General features: G+C 45.5%; 17 protein-coding genes and 2 pseudogenes. 12 read left to right on the top strand and 7 right to left on the bottom strand.

All coding sequences use genetic code 11. The features are described from left to right. Positions 1–36 precede the first annotated feature (36 nt). The 6 genes from HMPREF1254_RS02015 (at position 37) to HMPREF1254_RS01990 (ending at position 8,248) form a co-directional block, all read left to right on the top strand. The gene (locus HMPREF1254_RS02015) at positions 37–1,200 is read left to right on the top strand and encodes an ABC transporter permease (RefSeq protein WP_023056890.1); all 1,164 of its coding nucleotides are present in this window, start codon (positions 37–39) and stop codon (positions 1,198–1,200) included. 58 nt (positions 1,201–1,258) lie between these two features. Beyond that, entirely contained in the window at positions 1,259–2,539 is a 1,281-nt protein-coding gene (locus HMPREF1254_RS02010; RefSeq protein WP_023056974.1) for an ABC transporter permease, read from the top strand. A 229-nt stretch (positions 2,540–2,768) separates the two neighbouring features. Beyond that, positions 2,769–6,095, top strand: a complete 3,327-nt coding sequence (locus HMPREF1254_RS02005; protein ID WP_023056918.1) for a DUF2723 domain-containing protein — start codon at positions 2,769–2,771, stop codon at positions 6,093–6,095. Between the two features lie 93 nt (positions 6,096–6,188). After that, entirely contained in the window at positions 6,189–6,800 is a 612-nt protein-coding gene (locus tag HMPREF1254_RS02000; RefSeq protein WP_023056909.1) for a polysaccharide deacetylase family protein, read from the top strand. Further along, on the top strand, positions 6,778–7,758 hold the full coding sequence (queG, locus tag HMPREF1254_RS01995) for a tRNA epoxyqueuosine(34) reductase QueG (RefSeq protein ID WP_023056832.1): 981 nt from the start codon (positions 6,778–6,780) through the stop codon (positions 7,756–7,758). The genes HMPREF1254_RS02000 and queG overlap by 23 nt, the downstream gene beginning before the upstream one ends. Before the next feature lie 13 nt (positions 7,759–7,771). Next, positions 7,772–8,248 (top strand): DUF4112 domain-containing protein, encoded by a 477-nt coding sequence (locus HMPREF1254_RS01990; RefSeq protein WP_023056928.1) that lies wholly within the window; start codon positions 7,772–7,774, stop codon positions 8,246–8,248. 120 nt (positions 8,249–8,368) lie between these two features. Here HMPREF1254_RS01990 and glmM read toward each other — a convergent pair whose 3' ends face one another. The 4 genes from glmM to HMPREF1254_RS01970 all read right to left on the bottom strand — a co-directional run bounded on the left by glmM (position 8,369) and on the right by HMPREF1254_RS01970 (position 12,707). Further along, positions 8,369–9,751 carry a phosphoglucosamine mutase gene (gene glmM, locus HMPREF1254_RS01985; RefSeq protein ID WP_023056958.1) on the bottom strand — a complete coding sequence of 461 codons (1,383 nt, stop codon included), beginning with the start codon at positions 9,749–9,751 and terminating at the stop codon, positions 8,369–8,371. Positions 9,752–9,803: 52 nt separating this feature from the next. Continuing rightward, complete coding sequence (locus tag HMPREF1254_RS01980) at positions 9,804–10,442, bottom strand: DUF4827 domain-containing protein (protein WP_023056948.1); 639 nt, start codon at positions 10,440–10,442, stop codon at positions 9,804–9,806. A 178-nt stretch (positions 10,443–10,620) separates the two neighbouring features. Beyond that, entirely contained in the window at positions 10,621–11,664 is a 1,044-nt protein-coding gene (locus HMPREF1254_RS01975) for a DHH family phosphoesterase (protein WP_036880022.1), read from the bottom strand. Between the two features lie 131 nt (positions 11,665–11,795). Then, positions 11,796–12,707 (bottom strand): nucleotidyltransferase, encoded by a 912-nt coding sequence (locus HMPREF1254_RS01970; protein ID WP_023056941.1) that lies wholly within the window; start codon positions 12,705–12,707, stop codon positions 11,796–11,798. Positions 12,708–13,107: 400 nt separating this feature from the next. Between HMPREF1254_RS01970 and clpB the strand changes: the two genes are divergently transcribed. After that, on the top strand, positions 13,108–15,696 hold the full coding sequence (clpB, locus tag HMPREF1254_RS01965; RefSeq protein WP_023056992.1) for an ATP-dependent chaperone ClpB: 2,589 nt from the start codon (positions 13,108–13,110) through the stop codon (positions 15,694–15,696). Between the two features lie 664 nt (positions 15,697–16,360). Here the strand turns inward: clpB and HMPREF1254_RS12490 are convergent. Continuing rightward, a pseudogene (locus HMPREF1254_RS12490) lies at positions 16,361–16,522 on the bottom strand (IS982 family transposase); the annotation flags it as partial. Positions 16,523–16,681: 159 nt separating this feature from the next. On the opposite strand from HMPREF1254_RS12490, the gene HMPREF1254_RS01955 reads away from it, so the two are divergent. After that, positions 16,682–17,107 carry a hypothetical protein gene (locus HMPREF1254_RS01955; protein WP_036880010.1) on the top strand — a complete coding sequence of 142 codons (426 nt, stop codon included), beginning with the start codon at positions 16,682–16,684 and terminating at the stop codon, positions 17,105–17,107. Positions 17,108–17,170: 63 nt separating this feature from the next. Here the strand turns inward: HMPREF1254_RS01955 and HMPREF1254_RS01950 are convergent, their stop codons facing one another. Further along, complete coding sequence (locus HMPREF1254_RS01950) at positions 17,171–17,404, bottom strand: hypothetical protein (protein ID WP_155945408.1); 234 nt, start codon at positions 17,402–17,404, stop codon at positions 17,171–17,173. A gap of 451 nt (positions 17,405–17,855) precedes the next feature. Between HMPREF1254_RS01950 and HMPREF1254_RS01945 the strand changes: the two genes are divergently transcribed. Then, entirely contained in the window at positions 17,856–19,568 is a 1,713-nt protein-coding gene (locus HMPREF1254_RS01945) for a hypothetical protein (RefSeq protein ID WP_023056938.1), read from the top strand. A gap of 732 nt (positions 19,569–20,300) precedes the next feature. On the opposite strand, the pseudogene HMPREF1254_RS11935 reads toward HMPREF1254_RS01945, so the two are convergent. Further along, a pseudogene (locus HMPREF1254_RS11935) lies at positions 20,301–20,461 on the bottom strand (IS982 family transposase); the annotation flags it as partial. A 37-nt stretch (positions 20,462–20,498) separates the two neighbouring features. Between HMPREF1254_RS11935 and HMPREF1254_RS01935 the strand changes: the two are divergent. The 3 genes from HMPREF1254_RS01935 (at position 20,499) to HMPREF1254_RS01925 (ending at position 22,032) form a co-directional block, all read left to right on the top strand. After that, positions 20,499–20,975 (top strand): ankyrin repeat domain-containing protein, encoded by a 477-nt coding sequence (locus HMPREF1254_RS01935; protein ID WP_023056863.1) that lies wholly within the window; start codon positions 20,499–20,501, stop codon positions 20,973–20,975. Between the two features lie 474 nt (positions 20,976–21,449). After that, a complete protein-coding gene (locus tag HMPREF1254_RS11930) occupies positions 21,450–21,722 on the top strand; it encodes a hypothetical protein (RefSeq protein ID WP_155945406.1) in 273 nt (90 codons plus the stop codon). Continuing rightward, a complete protein-coding gene (locus HMPREF1254_RS01925) occupies positions 21,700–22,032 on the top strand; it encodes a hypothetical protein (RefSeq protein ID WP_036880045.1) in 333 nt (110 codons plus the stop codon). Before HMPREF1254_RS11930 ends, HMPREF1254_RS01925 begins: the two co-directional genes overlap by 23 nt. The last annotated feature ends 58 nt before the right edge of the window (positions 22,033–22,090 follow it).

Raw genomic sequence — 22,090 nt, 5'->3', positions numbered from 1 at the left:
CAACTGTCCATCACATAGGATTCATCACGTAGTTACATGTTAAAAAAAATAGTACAGATTGCCTTTCGCGAATGTGGAATATTACTACATAATCCCATTTATGGATTCTGCATGGTGATATTCCCCATCCTGGTCATCATCTTTTTTACATCCTTGATGAACGAAGGCCAACCCGTGGAGATGCCTGTCGGCGTGGTTGACTTGGACAACACGACCACCTCGCGCAAGTTGATTCGCAATCTGGACGCGTTCCAGACGACCCATGTCGTGGCACATTATCCCAACATGAACGATGCCCGGCAGGCTATCCAACGCAACGAGATTTATGCTTTTCTGCTCATCCCGAAAGGCATGACAAGCGACCTCACCAGTGCACGCCAGCCAAAAATATCTTTTTATTACAGCAGCGTGTCACTTGTGGCTGGCTCTACGCTGTACAAGGATTTGAAAACCATTACGACGCTCGGTTCGGCAGGTGTTGCTTCCGCAAAACTAACAGCCATGGGGAAGACCAATAACGAAATCAGAACGTTCCTGCAGCCCATCGCCATCGACCTGCACATGATTAACAATCCATTGGCCAACTACAATGTGTACCTCTCCACGACCATGATTCCAGGAGTGTTGCTCATCTTCATGTTTCTTATCTCTGCATATTCCATTGGCACCGAACTCAAGTTTAAAGAATCAAGGAAATGGCTATCCTTGGCCGACAACAATATTTATGTGGCCATGGCAGGAAAGATGCTGCCGCAAACCATCATCTTCCTAACCATTTTCTACGGCTTTGAATTCTACATCTACTATGTATTGGGGTTTCCTCACCCAGGCGGTATCTTTCGCATCCTATTGCTCGGACTACTCACAGTGCTGGCCGGACAAGGCTTTGGCATCTTCGCTTTTGGTCTGATACCCTCACTGCGCATGTCCATGAGTGTATGCTCACTATGGGCCGTACTGGGGTTTACGGCCAGCGGTGCCACCTACCCTGTGTTCTCCATGAGCCCGATGATTGAGGCGATGGCACAACTTTTCCCACTCAGGCACTACTACATGGTTTACCAACTGTGTATCTTTAACGGCTTTCCGCTGACAGATGCTTGGTTCAATCTCATGGCACTGTGCATCTTCATCGTACTGCCGGTATTCACTCTGCGCAACATCAAGCGAGCCATGCTCACCTATGTATATATACCTTAACAGGACGTAAGACAAACAAAGCGACCGAATAGAGTTAGAATACAAGAAACAAGCAAACATGAACGAAAGTTTCTTCCAGAGAATCAAAGAAGGCATCCAGGATATGTGTTATATCTGGGTCAAGGAGATACGCTCTTCCATAACCGATGAGGGCGTGCTGATTTTTTGCATCTTGGTGCCACTTCTCTATCCTCTCCTCTATTCTTGGGCTTACACGAACGAAGTGACGCGCGAGGTGCCGGTTGCTGTTGTTGACTTCTCCAAATCGCAACTTAGCCGTCAGTTCATTCGTTCGGTAGACGCTTCACCCGGCACCAAGATAACTTACCATGTCAACAGCTTGGACGATGCACGTGAACTGGTGGCCCGACAAGTGGTTCACGGCATCCTGTATTTCCCCGCAGATTTCTCGAATAAACTATACCGAGGGGAGCAATCTCACGTCGGCGTTTACTGCGACATGAGCCTGATGCTCACCTATAAAGCTATTTATCAAAGCACACAGGAGGTGGCCAGCATGCTGAACACCAAGCTGCAACTGCAACAGGCGGGCGGATATACCAACCGAGATGATGAGATTACGGCACAACCTCTGGCCGTAGACGAGGTTCAGATATTCAATTCGACGGGCGGATACGGCAATGCACTCATCCCCGGTGTGCTGATGATGATTATTCAGCAAACGCTGTTGTTGGGCATTGGCCTGGCTGCTGGAACGGCCAGAGAGAACAATCGCTACAAAGACCTCGTACCCATCAGTCGGCATTACAATGGCATATTCCGCATCGTCATGGGCAAATCCATGGCTTACTTCATGCTCTATGCAGTCATTGGAGCTTACCTGTCACTGATAGTGCCCAGGCTTTTCGGCTTTACCACCCTCGCTTCTGGAGCTGCACTGTTGGGTTTGCTCGTTCCATACATCCTGGCTTGCATCTTTTTCGGCATGGCCTTGTCGTGTATGGTACGCTATCGCGAGAACGTCATCCTGCTGGTTGTCTTCACATCCATCCCCCTAATATTCATGACAGGCATTTCATGGCCTCAACACAATATACCTGGAATCTGGCAAGGTGTGGCCTATCTGTTCCCATCTACCTTTGGCGTTAGGGGATTTTTGCGCATCAACGGCATGGGAGCCACGCTGGCTGACATCAAAACAGAATACCAAGTTTTGTGGGTACAGGTACTGGCCTATTTCCTTCTCACCTGTCTGGTTTACCGCTATCAAATCATCCATACTCGTCGTCATGCCCTGGAACGCATCGCACGATTGAAACAAAAAGCAAAGGAAGCCATAGAGAGAAAGGATAAACTGGCCAGCGAAAAGTCCGAATAAAGGTAAAAGGCTGTTCATCGGGCGGCCATGTCCTCCAATCTTTTCATAAATGCCGATGTCACATTTTTTAAGTCTTTCACCCCGCTTGTTTTAATAGTTTTTGCGTACCTTTGCAAATCATAGGTTGTTACGTTGACCAGCAATGAGTTTTTTGTCTACAAATAGCATAATAAGCAAAGACAGGACAGTCTATCAATAGAATACAAAATTATTATTCATCATTATATCAATGAAACAATTCAGATTAGTAGACAATGTGGTTGGATGGGTTGCCTTCCTCGTGGCTGCCATCACCTACTGTCTTACTGTAGAGCCGACAGCCAGCTTCTGGGACTGTCCAGAGTTCATCACCACAGGGTACAAACTGGAAATAGGGCATCCGCCGGGGGCACCATTCTTCATGCTTACGGCCAATCTCTTCACGCAGTTTGTCAGCGACCCTTCTAAGGTGGCCCTCATGGTCAACACGATGAGTGCGTTGCTGGGCGCCGCCGGAGTGCTGTTCCTGTTCTGGACCATCACGCACCTCACGCGCAGACTTATCCTGAAAGACTGGGACAGCCTGTCACTGGGCAAGCTCATCGCCATCGAGGCATCGGGCATGGTGGGCGCACTGATTTACTGTTTCAGCGACACGGCGTGGTTTTCGGCCGTCGAGGGCGAGGTGTATGCCTACTCATCGGCATTCACAGCTGTTGTATTCTGGCTCATCTTGAAATGGGAAGACCACGCTGACGAACCTCACAGCGACCGTTGGCTGCTGCTCATCGCCTACATGACGGGGCTATCCATCGGCGTACACCTGCTCAACCTGCTGTGCATCCCGGCCATTGTGCTGGTGTTTGTGTACCGCAAGTTCCCCGATATCGAGGTCAAGGGCTCACTTATTGCCCTGCTTGGCTCGTTTGTCATAGTGGCAGGTGTGCTGTACGGACTCATCCCAGGCATCATCACCGTGGGCGGATGGTTCGAGCTTTTCTTCGTCAACACGCTCGGCATGCCGTTCAACACGGGTACCATCGTGTACATCCTACTGCTGGTAGCCACCGTGGTATGGGCCATCTACGAGAGCTATGTGGGACAAAGCAACCGCCGCATGAATATTGCTTTCATGCTATCGGTGGGCATGTTGGGCATCCCGTTCTACGGCTATGGCTGGAGTGCGGTGTGCATCGGCGTGGTGATATTGGCCCTGCTGTGGTTCGTACTCAACTATACAAACAAGGTTGAAAAGAAGCGAGTGCCGCTCATCAGTGCGCGCATCAAGAACACTGTGCTGCTGGGACTACTGATGCTCATGATAGGTTACTCGAGCTATGCACTCATTGTGATACGTTCAGCAGCCAACCCTCCGATGGATCAGAATTCACCTGAGGATATTTTCACATTGGGAAAATACTTGAGTAGAGATCAATATGGCGACCATCCGCTACTCTACGGACAGGCTTATACCTCCCAAGTAAAGCTTGATGTGCAGGGCAACCAGTGCATACCCAGCATGAACGAGGGCGAACCCATATACGCACGGAAGGAAAAGGCAAGCAAGGACGAGAAAGACTCGTACTTCGTTGTGACACACAACTCCAAATACATCTACGCACAGAACATGCTCTTCCCGCGCATGTATTCGTCAGACCACGCCACGGCCTACGAGAGTTGGATGGGCGGAGTGGACGGTACGCAGGTGCCATACGACCGCTGTGGCGAGAACATCATGGTGAAAGTGCCAACGCAATGGGAGAACCTGCGCTTCTTCCTGAGCTACCAGTGCAACTTTATGTATTGGCGATACTTCATGTGGAACTTCGCTGGTCGCCAGAATGGCATACAAGGCAACGGCGAATTGGAACACGGTAACTGGATTTCAGGTATCCCATTGATTGACAATCCACGATTGGGCGACCAGAGTAAGCTGCCCGATGAGTTGAAAAACGACAAGGGACACAACGTATACTACATGCTGCCGCTGCTGCTGGGAATCATCGGACTGTTCTGGCAGGCATGGCGAGGCAAGCGAGGCATCCGTCAGTTCTGGGTGGTGTTCTTCCTGTTCTTCATGACAGGATTGGCCATCGTGATCTATCTGAACCAGACTCCGTTGCAGCCTCGTGAACGTGATTACGCCTACGCTGGCTCGTTCTACGCATTCGCTATATGGTGTGGCATCGGCGTGGCAGCCATCATCGACCTGCTGAAGAAGTATCTTAAACTCAACGAGACACTATTGGCTGCCATAGCAGGAATAGCCTGTTTGCTGGTACCGGTGCAGATGGCAAGCCAAAACTGGGACGACCACGACAGAAGTGGGCGGTACACCTGCCGCGACTTCGGGCAGAACTACCTCATGACCTTGCAGGATAAAGGCTACCCAATACTCTTCACCAATGGCGACAACGACACCTTCCCACTGTGGTACAACCAGGACGTAGAGGGTGTGCGGACTGATGCCAGGGTATGCAACCTGAGCTATCTGCAGACCGACTGGTATATTGACCAGATGAAGCGGCCGGCCTACGACTCGCCATCTGTACCTATCAGCTGGCCAAGATTAGACTATTGCTCAGGAACCAACGAGGCTGTGCCCATCCAGAGCGACTTGAAGAAAGAACTGGCGCAATACTACAAGGAATATCCCGAAGAGGCCAGGAAGCAATTCGGCGATGAGCCGTTCGAGCTGAAAAACATCATCAAGTACTGGATGCGGTCGAAAGATGAGGACAGGCACGTCATCCCCACCGACACGGTATATGTAACCATCGACAAAGAGGCCGTGAAGAAGAGCGGTATGATGATGGCATCCGACACCATCCCCGACAAGATGGTGATCTCACTGGCAGGCAAGCGAGCCCTGAACAAGCAAGACATGATGATGCTGGAGATGATTGCTGAATGCGGATGGACACGACCTATCTACGTCGCCACGACCGTTGCTGCCAGATACTACATGAACCTGGGCGACAACTTCGTGAGCGAAGGACTGGTGAACCGCATCACACCTTTCACCACCAACAAGCCCGGCGTGAAGAACTTCGACACCGAAAAGGCCTACAACAACCTCATGAACCGCTACAAGTACGGCGGATTGGAGAAGAAAGGCCTCTACATCGACGAAACGACTATGGGCATGTGCGTGACACATCGACGCCTATTCGCACAGTTAGTCACAGAACTACTCAAGGAAGGCAAGACCGACAAGGCCGCAAAGGCATTGGCTAAGGCCGAACGTGTGATACCTGAATACAATGTACCGATAAGCTGGAAGAGTGGTTGCCTGGACATGGCGCGTGCTTATGTGCTGCTGGGACAGAAAGCAAAGGCCAAGCATATCCTTCAAAAATTATGGAAAGACCATGTGCAATATGCAGACTGGTACCTAAGTTTGGATGGCAATAGATTCCTTGCATCACAAGAAGATTGCATGCTATACTTCCAACTCATGATGGAAGTGAACAAGATTACTTCGCTCTTCGACGCCGCATGGGCCAAGAAACAAATGGACGAATTGAACAAACGATACAACCTGTATGCGCGAAAAGGCGGTCGTACATCAGAGTGATTCATGATAAATGTTGATGCCGAGACACAAGCATGTCAGTCAGACTGGTTTGTCCCCGGCATCATTTTTTAAAGAAAAAGAAGTAAATAAAGCATGTTCATAGAGCAACCAGCCAAATGGTTACGGTGGCTATACCCTAACGCCTTGTGGCGCATGGATAAAAACGACCGTTCAGTCTACCTGACTTTCGACGACGGTCCGATACCCAGTTCCACGCCTTTCATCCTCGACACGCTGGCCCAATACAATGCCAAGGCTACATTCTTCATGGTGGGCGAGAATGTACTACGTTATCACGACCTGTACAACCGCATCGTAGAGGAAGGCCATCAAGTGGGCAATCACACTTTCAACCACATGGGGTCACTCAAACATTGGGCGCTGACCTATGGCATCAACATCCAGAAAGCCAACGAACTGATACACGCCCACCTCTTTCGCCCACCTCATGGATGGATGCGATGGTCTGCGTATTGGTGGCTGTCCAGACGCTATCAAATCGTGATGTGGGACCTCGTGACCCGCGATTACTCCAAATGGATGACGGCAGAGGACGTACTGAACAACGTGAAGAGATATGCCCGCAACGGCTCCATCATTACTTTTCACGATTCGACAAAGAGCATCGATAAGCTACGATACGCCTTACCAGAGGCATTGAGATGGCTGAAAGAACAAGGATATGAGTTCAAGACTTTCGAGTGAGCTGAAGGCTGAGGCATTAAACCTCGGCTTTTTTGCTTGCGGAATAGCACGCGCTGAAGCCGTTGACGCCACCACTGCCCAGCATGTAAGGCAGTGGATTAACGAAGGACGGCAGGCAGACATGGACTACATGCGCAACCATACCGACATGAGGCTGGATCCTCGGTTGCTCATGAAGGGCGTGAAAAGCATCGTATCGGTTGCCATGAACTACACACCCGCGCAGCATATCCCTGAGAACGAGCTGCAATTCGCCGCGTATGCTTACGGTGAGGACTATCATGACATCGTCAAGAAAAAGCTGAGACAGCTGGCATTGACATTTGATTTCAAGGAATTACGCATGCAGGATGAACAGAACAAGGAGAATGATGACACTTATTTTCGGGTTTTCTGCGACTCAGCACCGGTGTTGGAGCGTTATTGGGCCACTCGTGCAGGTCTGGGTTGGATTGGCCGTAACCACCAACTGATCATCCCAAAAGCTGGTAGCATGTTCTTCCTTGGCGAGCTGTTCTTGACCATTGAGTTAGACTATGATGAATCCATGCACAGCCGTTGCGGCAATTGTCATGCTTGCATTGATGCCTGCCCCACTGGCGCCATCACGAAAGACGGACCGCTCGACGCCAACAGATGCCTCTCCTACCAAACCATAGAGAATCGTGGAGACATCTCAAAAGACATCGCCGAGAAAATGGGAAATACGGTTTACGGCTGCGACCGTTGTCAGCAAGCATGTCCATGGAACCGCTTCTCCATACCCAACAACACACCAGAGTTGCAACCGAAGCCAGAGTTCTTGTCCATGACACGCGACAAGTGGATGCAGCTTTCAGAAGATGATTACCGCCAGTTGTTCAAAAAAAGTGCGGTAAAACGAGCAAAATACGAGGGATTGATGCGCAACATCCAAGCCATAGTTGACCTTTCGAAAGAACAAAAACAAGATCATTAAGACAGAAAGAACAATGAACTCGCAGGAAAGAAAAGAACAATTACGGAACAGCAGGCCATACCAGGCCATGAAACACATCACCATCTATCTGGACAATTACCACCTTGACGGCATCGCTGGTCTGGTTCCAGGAGGCATAGGTGACGCCGTGACTGCCTTTTTCGGCTTAACACATATCTACTTCGCCATGTTCAAGCTGCATTCAATTCCTCTCACCCTGGCAGTGCTGAACAACACTTTGCGTGACGTGCTGTTAGGACTTATTCCTTTCTACGTCGGCAATGTCATTGATTTTTTCCACCGTTCTAACAAGAAGAACATGGCGCTCATCGACGGATTCATCAACGACGACAAAGCCATCATCAAGGAAGTGAACAAACGGGCGTTGCAAGCTGCGGTCTTCCTTGTATTCTTTATCATCGCCATTGCCATGATGATTGCCCTGCTGATATGGCTGGCAAAAACACTGGGAACCATGATTTTCAGTTAAATCCCGATACAAGCATCAGGGAAAAGGTGTCCCGCATACTTAACAAAATCCCCAAGACGACGTGTTGCCTTGGGGATTTTGACGTTTAATGGTTGGCAGATGCCGACCAAGCAATACGTCTTATTGCATTTCATAAACTACATCCATGAGCTTACGACCAAGACTTTCAGCCTCTTCCATTGTCGCAGCCTCGCTGTAAACACGAATGATAGGCTCCGTGTTGCTGGCTCGCAGGTGAACCCATTTATCAGCGAAATCAATCTTGACGCCATCGATATCTGTCACTTTTTCATCCGCATACATCTCCTTGATACGATCCAAGACGGCACTGATATCAGTCTCTGGCGTCAGGTCAATACGGTTTTTCGCCATGAAATAGTTGGGGTAAGACTTGCGAAGCTCACTCACTTTACAGCCTTTATGTGCCAAAGAAGAGAGGAAGAGGGCAATTCCCACCAAGGCATCTCTGCCATAATGGCTCGCCGGATAAATCACTCCCCCATTGCCTTCACCACCGATGACGGCATTCACCTCCTTCATCTTTGTGGTAACGTTAACTTCTCCAACGGCTGAAGCCATGTACTGTCCGCCATGTTTCTCTGTTATATCGCGCAGCGCACGTGTAGAACTGAGGTTTGAAACGGTATTGCCAGGCGTATGACTCAGCACATAGTCAGCCACACTAACCAGCGTGTATTCCTCACCGAACATGGTACCATCTTCACAGATAAACGCCAAGCGGTCTACATCCGGATCAACAACGATACCCAGGTCGTAGCCTCCTTTGGACATTTCCTGCATAATACCCCCCAAATTCTTTTCTAATGGCTCTGGGTTGTGTGCGAAATCGCCCGTGGGTTCACCGTTCAGAAGCGTGTATTCAACGCCTAATTTGTTCAACAGTTTTGGCAGAATGATGCCACCCACACTGTTGATACCATCCACGGCAACCTTGAAATGAGCTTTTTTGATGGCCTCCCGATCAACTAACTTCAGTGCCAACACACTCTCAATATGGCGCTGGTCGAATGAAGAATCTTCGGTATAATGTCCCAAATGATCCACATCCGCATAGTTGAAATCTTCACTTTCAGCGATATCGAGTACCTCGTTTCCTTCCGATTTTGTCAGAAATTCGCCTTCATTGTTGAGCAATTTCAGTGCATTCCATTGTCTTGGGTTATGACTGGCGGTGATGATAATGCCCCCAGCCGCCTGTGTCATTCGCACAGCCAGTTCGGTTGTGGGCGTTGTAGCCAACCCAATGTTAATGACATCATAACCAATTCCCATCAACGTTCCACACACCACGTTCTTCACCATCTCACCTGAAATGCGCGCATCGCGCCCCACGACAATGGTATTGCTCTGCGACTTTCCACTTCTACGGATAAACGTAGCATAAGCTGATGTGAACTTAACGATGTCCAATGGGTTCAACGTGTCGCCCGAACGACCTCCAATGGTACCCCGAATTCCTGAAATTGATTTGATTAACGTCATGATGTTTCCTGTTTAATGTTAGTTTTTATATCAAGCTGTCCACAGGTTTTTCTCACCTACCTCGTTGATACGTAATGTCATACAAGCATGGATAGACACTCTGTCGCGCATAGTTATGCCCGCTGGTATGCGGAACTATCAACCGCACCTTCGCTATCTCGTCGCCTTCTTTGATGGGTCTGCCCACATGGATATAACTGAACGGAACCAGCCAACCAGCAGGAACCTCTGTTGTATTGAAAGCACTTGACATCACGCTCTCACCCTTTACAAACGAAGCCGTAAACGTTCCACTGGTATTACGAACCTTCATCTTATCCACCACGGCTGAATAAAACAGTACATCGTTCGAAAGTTGCAAGGAGTCGGTCATCAAGTTACGTTCTTTAAAACGACAAAGAACATCAACGGTCTCACCATTTTTGATTTTCTCTCCCACTCCATTTCGAATAATCTGCATATAAACGCCACTGCTGGAAATCAAGACAAACTCATTGCGTTGCACGTTTGTCGTGTAACCTTGCGCCGCAAACGTCTCTTCAGAAATGACATGCACGGCCGAATCGGCAATGTATTTGTTTATGGCACTGCGCTCCGCTGCCTTTTGATCTGCATAGGTCTTGTTGTCACGGCAAGATGCCAAAAAGCAGATGGACAACAAGGCGAATAGTGGAAATATAATTTTTTTCATCTGTTATGATATCTACAGTCTTCTGCAAAGATAGTGCGAGCCGAAGGCAATCAAGCTGGCTTGAAATTGCTGAGGCGAAGCCTATCTTCTGCAAAGATAGTTAAAGTCGGGAAAACGACAAAAGAAAAGCTTTGCTTTTATAGATTATTGACGATAGGAACAAGCTGCCGTGCGTCGGCTATTTTCGTTTTAACCGATCCTCATAATGTATGAAAGCCTGCCTAACCACCTTTTCAGCCTCGGCCAAAGAGCAATAAAGCCTACCGCCACTGGCATTGACATGCCCTCCCCCATTGAAGAATTCGGCCGCCATCTCATTGCAAGGAAAGTCATCCACCGAACGCAGGCTCACCCACACCAGGTTATCCTTACGATCGTCTTCACGCAATGAAACGGACAACTTCATGCCCTTGATGGAGAGCGGAACGTTGACCAAGCCCTCTGCATCGCCCTTCACAAAATGGAAATCGCGCATGTCACGACGGGAGATGGCAAAATAAGAAGCATGAAAATCCTCGAAGACATTTAACTTTTGCGACATCATATAGCCCCGCAACCGTATGGCCCACTGGCTATAATTGTTGTAAACATTGCGGTAAATCTTGTCCTTATCGAATCCCTTTGTCAGCAACTGACTGATGATAAAGAAGATGTCTGGACTGGACGAATTGTAGGTAAAGCCGCCCGTATCGGTCATCATACCACAATAGATGGGCACGGCACCCTGGCACGTCATCCGTTCAAAGCCACCCAACTGCCATATTATGCGGAAGATCAGTTCGCTGGTGCTACTGGCATCGGTTCTTGATATGGATAAAACCGTATCCATGTCGGCATTGGTGTGATGGTCTACCATCACCCTTTTGGCAGGACTTGCTTCCAGTACTGACTGCATTTCGTCTACCCTCCCAGTGCTGCCAAAGTCGAGACAAAACACCAAGTCGGCCTTCTGGAATAGTTGTTTCACTTCCTCCTGATGCTTGTCATAGCGTACAATACGATCGCTGTTGGGCAACCATTGCAGGAAATCGGGATAAGCATCCGGCATCACGACAGCGGGCTGTTTGCCACATTGGCTTTTCAGATAATCGCACCAAGCCAACGAAGAGCCCAGCGCATCACCGTCAGGCGACTTGTGTCCGCAGATAATAATATGTTGAGCATCAGCAATTAGTTGTCGCAACAGCTCCAACTCTTCTGGTGCTAAAATGTCTATGTTCATGTAACGAATGTACGTTGAGAATATCATCGTTTTCAAGTTGATGGCTGTTTGACACAAAGGCAATCACCCACCAACTTAAAAACGCAATAACTCAAAAACCTTAAAAACTTATAATCTCAAAAACTCATCCCTCAGAATAACTGATTAGGATATACGTCTTGGTCAATCAGCGACTGAATCCTGTCCACGGTATCTTGACGGTCTGCTGCATAAGTAACGCCAAACCACTTGCTGGTAGTGTCAAGCACCTTCACGGTAGCCGTTCCCTCATGAATCAACTTATTAACCATCAATGGGATGAAGAACTCAGCCTTGAGGTTCTCCATGTTCTTAGGATCAGAGAGAAATTCCTTGAAATAAGCATCGCTATATTTAAAATAATCGGGAGTAAAACCCCACATGTTCATTGATACGGGTGTGTTATCGTCTACAGCCACCCACTCGCCTTGCTCATCTTTGTAACATACGGCTCCGTTAACGCGCATGATTTCGGTACGTTCTACAACGGTGGTCAGGTTTCCTTGCTCGTTCTTTTCGCAAATACCGCGGGCCACGGTTCCATTCTCCGACAATGTATTGCCTACGCGGAAGCCCACCATGGCATAGTTGTTCTTTGAGCCTTCTGGAAGGTCGGCCAAGAATTTTCCCATCACCATGAACGCATCCCGATTGTAGAAGTCGTCACAGTTGATGACACAGAACGGTTCGTTAATCAAATCTTCAGCCATCATCACGGCATGGTTGGTACCCCATGGCTTTTCTCTTCCTTCAGGAACGGTAAAACCTTCCGGCAATTTGTCGATGGCCTGGAAACACACTTCGGCAGGAATATGTCCTGCATATTTAGACAACACCTTCTCTCTGAACTCGCCTTCAAAGTCTTTTCTGATGACAAATACAATTTTTCCAAAACCTGCTTTGATGGCATCATAAATAGAATAGTCCATGATGGTTTCCCCATTAGGTCCCAAACCGTCAAGTTGTTTCAATCCTCCATAACGGCTACCCATGCCGGCAGCAAGCAGTAATAATGTTGGTTTCATAATCAATTTTATTTTAATGATAATCAATGTTCAAATCAGTAGAGATTCAACAGGCGACGCCTATCTTTGCCAAAGATAGTGCGAGCCGAAGGCAGTCAAGCTCGCTTGAATTGCTGAGGCGATGCCTATCTTTGGCAAAGGTAATAAAAAACGATTAATAGCCGCAAGAAATCACATTCTTTTATCCTATGTTGAAGCTATGACCTGCTGAAATAAAACCTCTCTCCATCGCAAAACAAATCACGGACTTACAGGCAGACACATGGAAGTCCGCAAGTTCTTTATCGGCCAATTTGACACAATAAAACCGCCACATTGGCGCATCACTATACAAAGGCACACCTTTTGGACATCATGAAGCAGTTAAAGAAAAGATTAAAAAAGAAAGGAAAAAAGGACTATGACATTCGATAAATTTACAATTAAAGCACAAGAAACCGTTCAAGAGGCTGTGAACCTGGCACAAAACGCTGGGCAACAGACCATTGAACCCATTCACTTGCTGCTCGCCCTGCTGAACAAAGGGAAGGACGTGACAACGTTTATTTTTCAAAAGTTAGGCGTTAATCCTTCTCAGATAGAGGCATTGGCGCAGAGCGAGATTGAACACTTGCCCAAGGTATCGGGCGGACAACCCTACCTGAGCAATGACACCAACATAGTTTTGCAAAGGACTATGGATTTGTCCCAACGCTTTGGCGACCAGTTCGTGAGCCTAGAACCCATGTTGCTGGCTTTGCTCACGGTCAATTCTTCGGCCAGTCGTATTCTCAAGGATGCAGGCTGTACGGAAAAAGACATGACCAAAGCCATTGATGAGTTGCGACAAGGTTCGAAGGTACAGAGCCAGAGTGGCGACGAAAACTATCAGGCGCTTGATAAGTATGCCAAGAACCTGGTGCAGGAAGCTCGTGCCGGAAAGTTGGATCCCGTTATCGGACGGGATGAGGAGATACGCCGCGTGCTCCAGATATTGAGCCGCCGTACCAAGAACAACCCTATATTAATAGGTGAGCCGGGTACGGGTAAGACCGCCATTGTGGAGGGCTTGGCCGGACGTATCGTACGAGGTGACGTGCCCGAGAACTTAAAGAACAAGCAGATCTACTCACTGGACATGGGTGCATTGGTGGCCGGAGCCAAGTACAAGGGCGAGTTTGAAGAACGTCTGAAAAGCGTCATCAAGGAAGTGACTCACGCCGAGGGCGAAATCATCCTCTTTATCGACGAGATTCACACCTTGGTGGGTGCAGGTGGTGGCGAAGGTGCCATGGATGCCGCCAACATTCTGAAGCCGGCTTTGGCGCGTGGCGAATTGCGGGCCATCGGTGCCACCACGCTCAACGAATATCAGAAGTATTTCGAGAAAGACAAGGCACTGGAAAGGCGATTCCAAACCGTGATGGTGGACGAACCTGATGAGCTGAGCGCCATCTCCATCCTCCGCGGACTGAAAGAACGGTACGAGAACCACCACAAAGTGAGAATTCAGGACGACGCATGTATTGCTGCCGTAACACTGTCAGAGCGATACATCAGCAACCGATTCTTGCCAGACAAGGCCATTGACCTGATGGACGAGGCCGCAGCGAAACTGCGTATGGAACGCGACTCGGTACCGGAAGAGTTGGATGAGATTACCCGTAAGCTCAAACAATTGGAGATTGAGCGCGAAGCCATCAAGCGGGAAAACGACGAGGTGAAGATCAAACAACTGGACAAGGAAATCGCCGAACTGCACGAGGAGGAACAGTCGTTCCGGGCTAAGTGGGAAAGCGAGAAGAACTTGGTGAACAAGATACAGCAGGACAAGCAGGAGATGGAGAACCTGCGGTTTGAAGCTGACCGCGCCGAACGTGAGGGCAACTACGAACGGGTGGCCGAGATAAGGTATGGTAAGCTGAAAAGTCTGCAAGACGACATCGACAACATCAAGCTACAACTGAAGGCCACACAGGGCGGAGAAGCCATGGTGCGCGAGGAGGTGACGGCAGATGACATCGCTGAAGTGGTGAGCCGATGGACCGGCATTCCCGTCACACGCATGCTGCAAAGCGAGAAAGACAAGCTCTTGCATCTGGAAAGCGAGCTACACAAACGGGTGATTGGCCAAGATGAGGCCATCACAGCCGTGAGCGACGCGGTGCGCCGAAGCCGCGCCGGACTGCATGATCCGAAACGTCCTATCGCCTCGTTCATCTTCTTAGGAACCACTGGCGTGGGTAAGACCGAGCTGGCCAAGGTACTGGCTGAATATCTTTTCAACGACGAAAGCATGATGACGCGTATCGACATGAGCGAGTATCAGGAAAAGTTCAGTGTGTCACGGCTCATCGGAGCGCCTCCCGGATATGTAGGATATGACGAGGGTGGACAGCTGACCGAGGCCGTCAGGCGCAAGCCTTACAGCGTCATCTTGTTCGACGAGATAGAGAAGGCGCATCCAGATGTATTCAACATCCTGCTGCAAGTGCTGGACGACGGTAGGCTTACCGACAACAAGGGACGCACGGTGAACTTCAAGAACACCATCATCATCATGACCTCTAACCTGGGCAGCCAATACATCCAAGAGCAAATGGCTGGTATTGACGCACACAACCGTGAGAACAAGTTGAGAGAAACCAAGCATACTGTCATGGAAATGCTCAAAAAGACCATCCGGCCGGAGTTTCTCAACCGTATCGACGAAACCATCATGTTCTTGCCACTGACCCGGACTGAGATTGACAGCGTGGTGAAACTGCAGATGAACGCCGTGAAGAAAATGCTATCGGAACAAGGCTTTACCTTGGAATGGACACCCAATGCCATCGACTTCCTTGGCAAGGTGGGATATGATCCCGAGTTCGGTGCCCGTCCCGTGAAGCGCGCCATCCAACGCTATGTCTTGAACGATCTGTCCAAGAAACTGCTGGCCGGCGACGTAATGAACGACAAACCCATCATCATCGATGCCGATGACCATGGACTGACATTCAAAAATTAATGACCCGCGGCGGGCCTTTGTCGGCTCGACCGCATCCCACAGAGCATGCAGGGTGCGGGTACAGCTGCACAGCCGGTATGTCATAAAAACCTATCATTGGGGTATGTCCGTAAGGATGTACCCCATTTTTGTTTGACGGAGGGTGGTGGATCGCTCGCCCTAAATGTCCTATTTTTTGATTGTTTTTAGCCCCTAAAACGACCATTCAAAACTTTCAATCTAGAAAAAAACGATAGGCCTACGGGATGCACGCAGGCACTAATTTGACAAGAAAAAACACCTTTTTCACTTAAAGCAATGAGATGAGCCGGCAAGAAACATCACTTTGAGGTCCAATTTACATGCCTTTGCACGACAAAAGCATGTTAATAATCGGCTTAAAACTATGCTTTTGGCTCCCAAAGGACACCAACAACGGGCGCATCTTGGAACCAATACACACAACACACTGTATGTCAACAATATACAAAATCCTCCATATTCAGCGTATTTACGCATGGATGCAAGTTTGTTTGTCTACACGCAAATTATCAGCAGGATGGTTGTCAAAATAATTTTCAGTGTATTGATAAAAGAACAACCAATCTTAAACATTCACGTTCAGGTTGATATTGAATCTCTGTAGCCGATACGACTTGTTTGATGGATGTCATCATGTGAGCAGTACATTACCCGATTCATTGATGAAATTTTCAGAGAATTGCTTGCATACCTCAAGTATTTTGACGAATTTTGTATAAAGGTTGTGCATACGATGGTTTGAACTTAACGTTTTGAACTTCAATAAGTTGCTAAAAACTAACGACATGTGTAACTTTTTACGTATATTTATCAACTTAAATAAATTCCGCCAACGGGTTAATGGATATTATTTGAGTAAAGTCTTTGACACGAACAGTGGTCCGGAAATATATGATAATGAGGTCACTCGTAGGGGGCAGCCACATTACTACAAATATAATCATGAATATTCTGTTATATCGCGATGAAAAATATTTTAGCGTTTCTGATTGTAGGATTAGGCTTCCTTTGTTCCTGTGAAAGCAGGGATGGAGATTGGGATCCTATGGCTTGGGAGAGTAATGATGTAAGCAATATAAATAAAAACAAAAATATAGAAGTTCCACAAGCAGGCAACACTTATGTATTCACATGCAAAAATTATAAGATTTTTTGGGTATATGCTATTCAGGAAAATGGAAAACAAATTGGAGAGACCCAACTATCCATAGATTGCAAAAAATATGAAGATAACAATATATCTATCAGTATTGAGAAAAATAAAATGAATGTAACTGTTTTTCCTAATGAAGGATATCAAATCCGAAACATTTCAATAGGAGTAACCGCTGGGGATATTTTTAACTCTTTCATCTTTAAGCAAAAGGGAAAGGGTGATTTATATAGGTAGGTTCTATTAAGGGGTGTTCTATAAATTAACTTATTATTAATCAGCCAATTAGAGTCTGCTAATTTATTTTTTCATACAACCTTGTGGTGTGGGTAATACATCCTCCATGCTGTCAAGAAAGCGGTCTATCAGTTTGCTGCCGTCCTCCAAAAGGTTTGAGTCGGTCGGATAGCGAACCTCGGCATCGCAGCAGGTGGCGTCAACTCTCATCGTACCGCCATGGTCGTTGCCGTCCTCGTCCGTGCCCTCCCTCTTCGGCTTGCTTCCATCCACCTCTGCAAGCATCAAGGTAAGCATGTTGAAGAAATCATGGTCAAGACGCTTGCAGACAAGGACGAACAACTCGGGAACGAAAACCGGCTTTTCCGTGAACTTGTCAATCCTGAGAGGGACTCTTGGAGTTCAAACAAGTCGTGACTACGATATTGAGAGTAGTATTTCATTTTACGTCGTTAATATTTTAACAACCAAAGGTAGTCATTTTTGGTGAATTACACAAATAATATTAGGTATATATTATTGAATGTCAGTGGTTTATATTTATTTAGTAGACCCTACCTAATAATAAAATAAAAAAAATATTAATTTTTGTAGCATATTTCTTGGATTATTATTAACTTTACATCCGATAACAAAAAAAATGACTATTAGATTAATATTTGTATGAGTTTTAGAGCATAGTCATCTTGAGTGATTATCTTGAGGTGGCTAACGCAAAATCCGCATATTTATTAAAAATGTTAGGAAAATGAAGAAAAATGTTTTGAAAGTATTCGTGTCAGCGTTAATGGTGATGGCTGCCGTAGTGAATACAGGATGTAGCAACGAAGCCAGTCTTGCGAGCGATGTACAGCAAGAGCAGGCTGCAACAGAAGGTACAGCGCTTTCATTCAACTTTGATTTTGCTGGCTATGGCAAAGAGCAGTCAGTGGCAACCCGTGGTGTTGCAGGAGAGGCAAAGGGTCGTGTGATTGCCAGCTCTGTATCAAGTTTAGGTGATGGTCTTGAGGCTTACACAGAGGTAGTAGAGGATGCAAAGCCTCAGACACGCGCTACTTACACGTCAGCTCCAGCACAGAAGTACACTATCCTTGCTTATAATAAAGCAGATAGACAGAAGAAAGGTGAGTGGGTAGGCTCATACGATGGTTCGAAGTTTACGCCTAAGGCAGGTTTTTCTTCTGTTCAGGTGTTGCAGCCAGGTGAATACGAGTTCTTTGTCTTCAGTGAACAATTGACATACAAGGACGGTAAGATTATTATCGACATCAATAAGGGTTCTGCCAATGCACTCTTTAACAATCTGGATGTAAAAATCCTTCCACAGAAGAAGCAACAAGTTAACTTCCAACTTGAATCACCATACGCAAGAGTGAGAATGAAGATCAATGGTTTCTCAAGTCAAGCCTTTGAGGGTTCAATCAATGGTGCATTAAAGTATGATAAAGGCGGCGTTAATGGAACCTGTACTATTGATCCATCTGGGCCAACAGCTAATTATGCCAGCGTGACAGAGGCTGGTCAGCTTAAATATAAGCATTTTACTAATAATGTTGAGGGACCTCAACAGAATGGCGTTATAAAGACATCTTACATTATCACTCCAGAAGATGCAGGCGTTTACTTCTTGCCTCAGACATACTTAAATAAGTTGTCATTCCAGTTTGCTCCAGAGGCTTCTGGTACTATCTATAAGAAGCCAGTTGCTAACAAGGTGCTTCCTCTTAATCTTAAGGACGTAGAGTTGAAGAATGGAAAAAGCTATACTATCTGGCAGACTATCTATTATTCTGCAGATTATCTCTTCGAGGATGGAACAGTAGGTACATTGGTTCCTAACTTGAAACAACGCAAACCAGTAGCACTCGTAGTGGATAAGAATCGTAAGATATGTATGAGCCTTACAGAAATTAGAGAAAAGCAGTGGGCAACAAGTCCTGACGTAAAATGTAAGACTCATGAAAATCAAGACTTTGATGGTTTGAAAAATACGATTGCTAAATATGATGGGTATGCACAGACATGGAATACCAACACAACAGATGGACTTTATGGACTTCCTCGCGCCCGGTTTAAGGCGTATAACGAACGATGTCCGGCTTTTAAGGCTGTAGCTGACTTGGGGCAGGTAGGTTCAAAAAAGTTGAAGTGGTATGTACCTGGTGCTGGTGAGTGGGATTCTGCTCTTAAGTATCTTGGAGTAACTGACCCTACAAAAGACTTTGGGTATGGTGGTTCAGCAGCTCAACCGTGGGCTGGTAGCTTGGGTTATCGTCTTCAGGAGATTCTCTTCTATCAGGCAAATGGAGTTCCATTGACAGATTGGTATTGGGCTGCTAACGATTGGAAAACTGATGATCAGAAGAAGGGCGTCACAGTAATAGCTGGTTCTAAAGGTGCTCATTTCGGTGGTGCGGTAAAGACTGACCATACCAAGGTGAGACCATTTATCAACTACTAATCCTTACCAGAATACATTAAAAAAGTAGAAACTTAGAATTATATTTTATGAATAAGATAGAAGCAAAGAAAAGCTACTTAAAGCCAAGTGTAACATTGTTACACGTTGAGGCAATGAGTATAATCTGTACCAGCGTAGAGCCTGGTAAGATACAGAAAGCAGGATTTGAAGACGAAGGCGAGTTCAAGGCAGAGGATGTTGAGTGGTAAGAGGACTTAAGAAGATAGTCCCACCTCTAAAGCATCAAAACAATACGGAAAGTGTTCGTGATGGCTTTCCTATAAGCTGCAGAACGCTGACTGTTGTTTATAACTAAAGTTTCCCACCCTAATAAATAGATAGAAAAATAACAGTTTGTCGAATTTTCTTTGTAAATTAGTAATCGCTAAACAACTGATTTTAAAGACAAGACAACAAATCTGTTATGGAAACAAAATAGAGAAAATTAGTGAGATATCCAAACTTTTGAGTGTTAAAACTCGAATGAGTGATGATTTATTTCGGGTCTGCTAACTAATAGTACCCATGCAAGTTCGTGCTACGGCAAAAACTCCTGCAAGTCCATTGAATTTGACGATAATACTCTTTTTGAAGTCTCTCGACCCTGTTTTTTCAAAAAAGAAACAAAGAAGTCCCCTTAGGAACTTCATTATGTTTTTAGCGAAGAAGCAAGCTCCTATCCATGTGTCAGCCGTTTGGTCAAGTTTCGCTCGGATGTCATCATGTGAGCAGTACATTACCCAATTCATTGACGAGATTTTCAGAGAATTGCTTGCATATCTCAAGTATTTTGACGATTTTTGTATAAAGGTTGTGCATACGATGGTTTGAACTTAATGTTTTGAACATCACTAAGCTACTAAAACTAACGACATATGTAACTTTTTACGCATATTTATCAACTTAAATAAATTCCGCCAACGAGTTAAAATGAAGAAAAATATATTTTTTACGGTCGAATCAAATAATGTGCATCAATATAAGAAAGAAAAGCATGCGATTGATAATACTGCAAAAGATGAAGACGGTCGAAATTTATTACATATTGCAATAATATCAGATGCGAATAAAATTGCTCAGGATTTAATTTGTAATGGAATAGATATAAATGCAACAGACAGATATGGGCTAACGCCCCTACATTTATGTGCAGAATATGAAAACTATAGTATAGCAGAAATTCTGTTGCAAAAAGGAGCTGTTGTAGATCATGTTGATAAGTATGGCAATACTCCTCTTTGGGTAGCTGTATTTAATGAGGATTATAAGTTAGCACAACTTTTAATAAGTTATGGAGCAAATAAAGACAACAAAAATTTAAATAATAAATCACCTTTAGATTTTGCAAAGCAGACAGGAAATGAAGATATGATTAATATTTTGTCACAAGTGTCCATCAATAAATAATAAAAATCAGATGATGCATAAAACAGTAAAATATTTTGTAATTCTATTCTCTTTATATGTGCTATATTTAAGTATTGCTGTAATATTAAATGGGGTGGTTAATCTAAAATATAACGTGATGAGTATGGATGATATAAATCAAATCATTCATTATGCTCTGTTAGTAATAGTCTATGCAATAACTATTTTACTTGTATTAATACTCCCTTTTTTTATTAAAAAGAAGTAATCGGTAATGCTACAAACGGGAGTTGTCAAAATAATCATCTGATTATCAATTTATTTTTTAAAAGATTATGCGTAAAGGCAGAGATAGATTCTCTGCCTTTTGCTATATTTGTAGTCCAAAACAAAGAAGAATGAATATACGAGAACGCATCAGCACTTTGCACTCCAGATTGGAAGTGAAAAACTCAAGTTTTCAACACCAAACAAGAGTTTTATAAAATGATTGACTAATTTTGCACTTGCTGGTTGACTCTACGTGATATCATCCGCAAAGAATTTGTAAACATAAGCAAAGAAGAATACTCGCTAAATCCATTAAAACCAAATCATTGTGGTACAGCAGTACAGCGTAGTTTGCAAAAGGCAAAGATTGATACTAAGGAAACTAAAATTATTCCTGCGACATCTCAATTTTCACCTCCTATTTATAAACGTGAAGATCCTTACTTTCCATCTTCTGCATATAAAGCAATAAAGCGAAATAACCCAAAAGGATATGAAATTAGAAAAAGAAAATAAGAAAGAACTATTTCATCTTTATTGGATAATCCAAGGTATAATTTTGATGTTTGGTATAAAGGGAATAGGGAATCTACCTTTAATTGGTGGTAGTTATCTTATAACTATCACCATATTAAACGTTTTTTTTAATAATAAGTTTCTAAAAACGGTCATTATAAGCATGTATCTAATTTATTCATGTATATATATCTTGGCATCTATATATATTATGATGATGATAGATTTTAACATTATACCTCTTGCTATATTAATAATTGGATTTTTCAATTTTATTTATATTTTTATTATGAAAGATTTAGAGCCTTGACCCCCTAAGCCATACAAGGGCATATCTCAACACCCATATAAGGGTAACGGGCAATACC

Origin of the sequence: Prevotella sp. BV3P1 (genome assembly GCF_000479005.1) — a bacterium.
Taxonomy (GTDB): domain Bacteria; phylum Bacteroidota; class Bacteroidia; order Bacteroidales; family Bacteroidaceae; genus Prevotella.
This window is presented reverse-complemented; position numbering and strand designations above follow the sequence as displayed.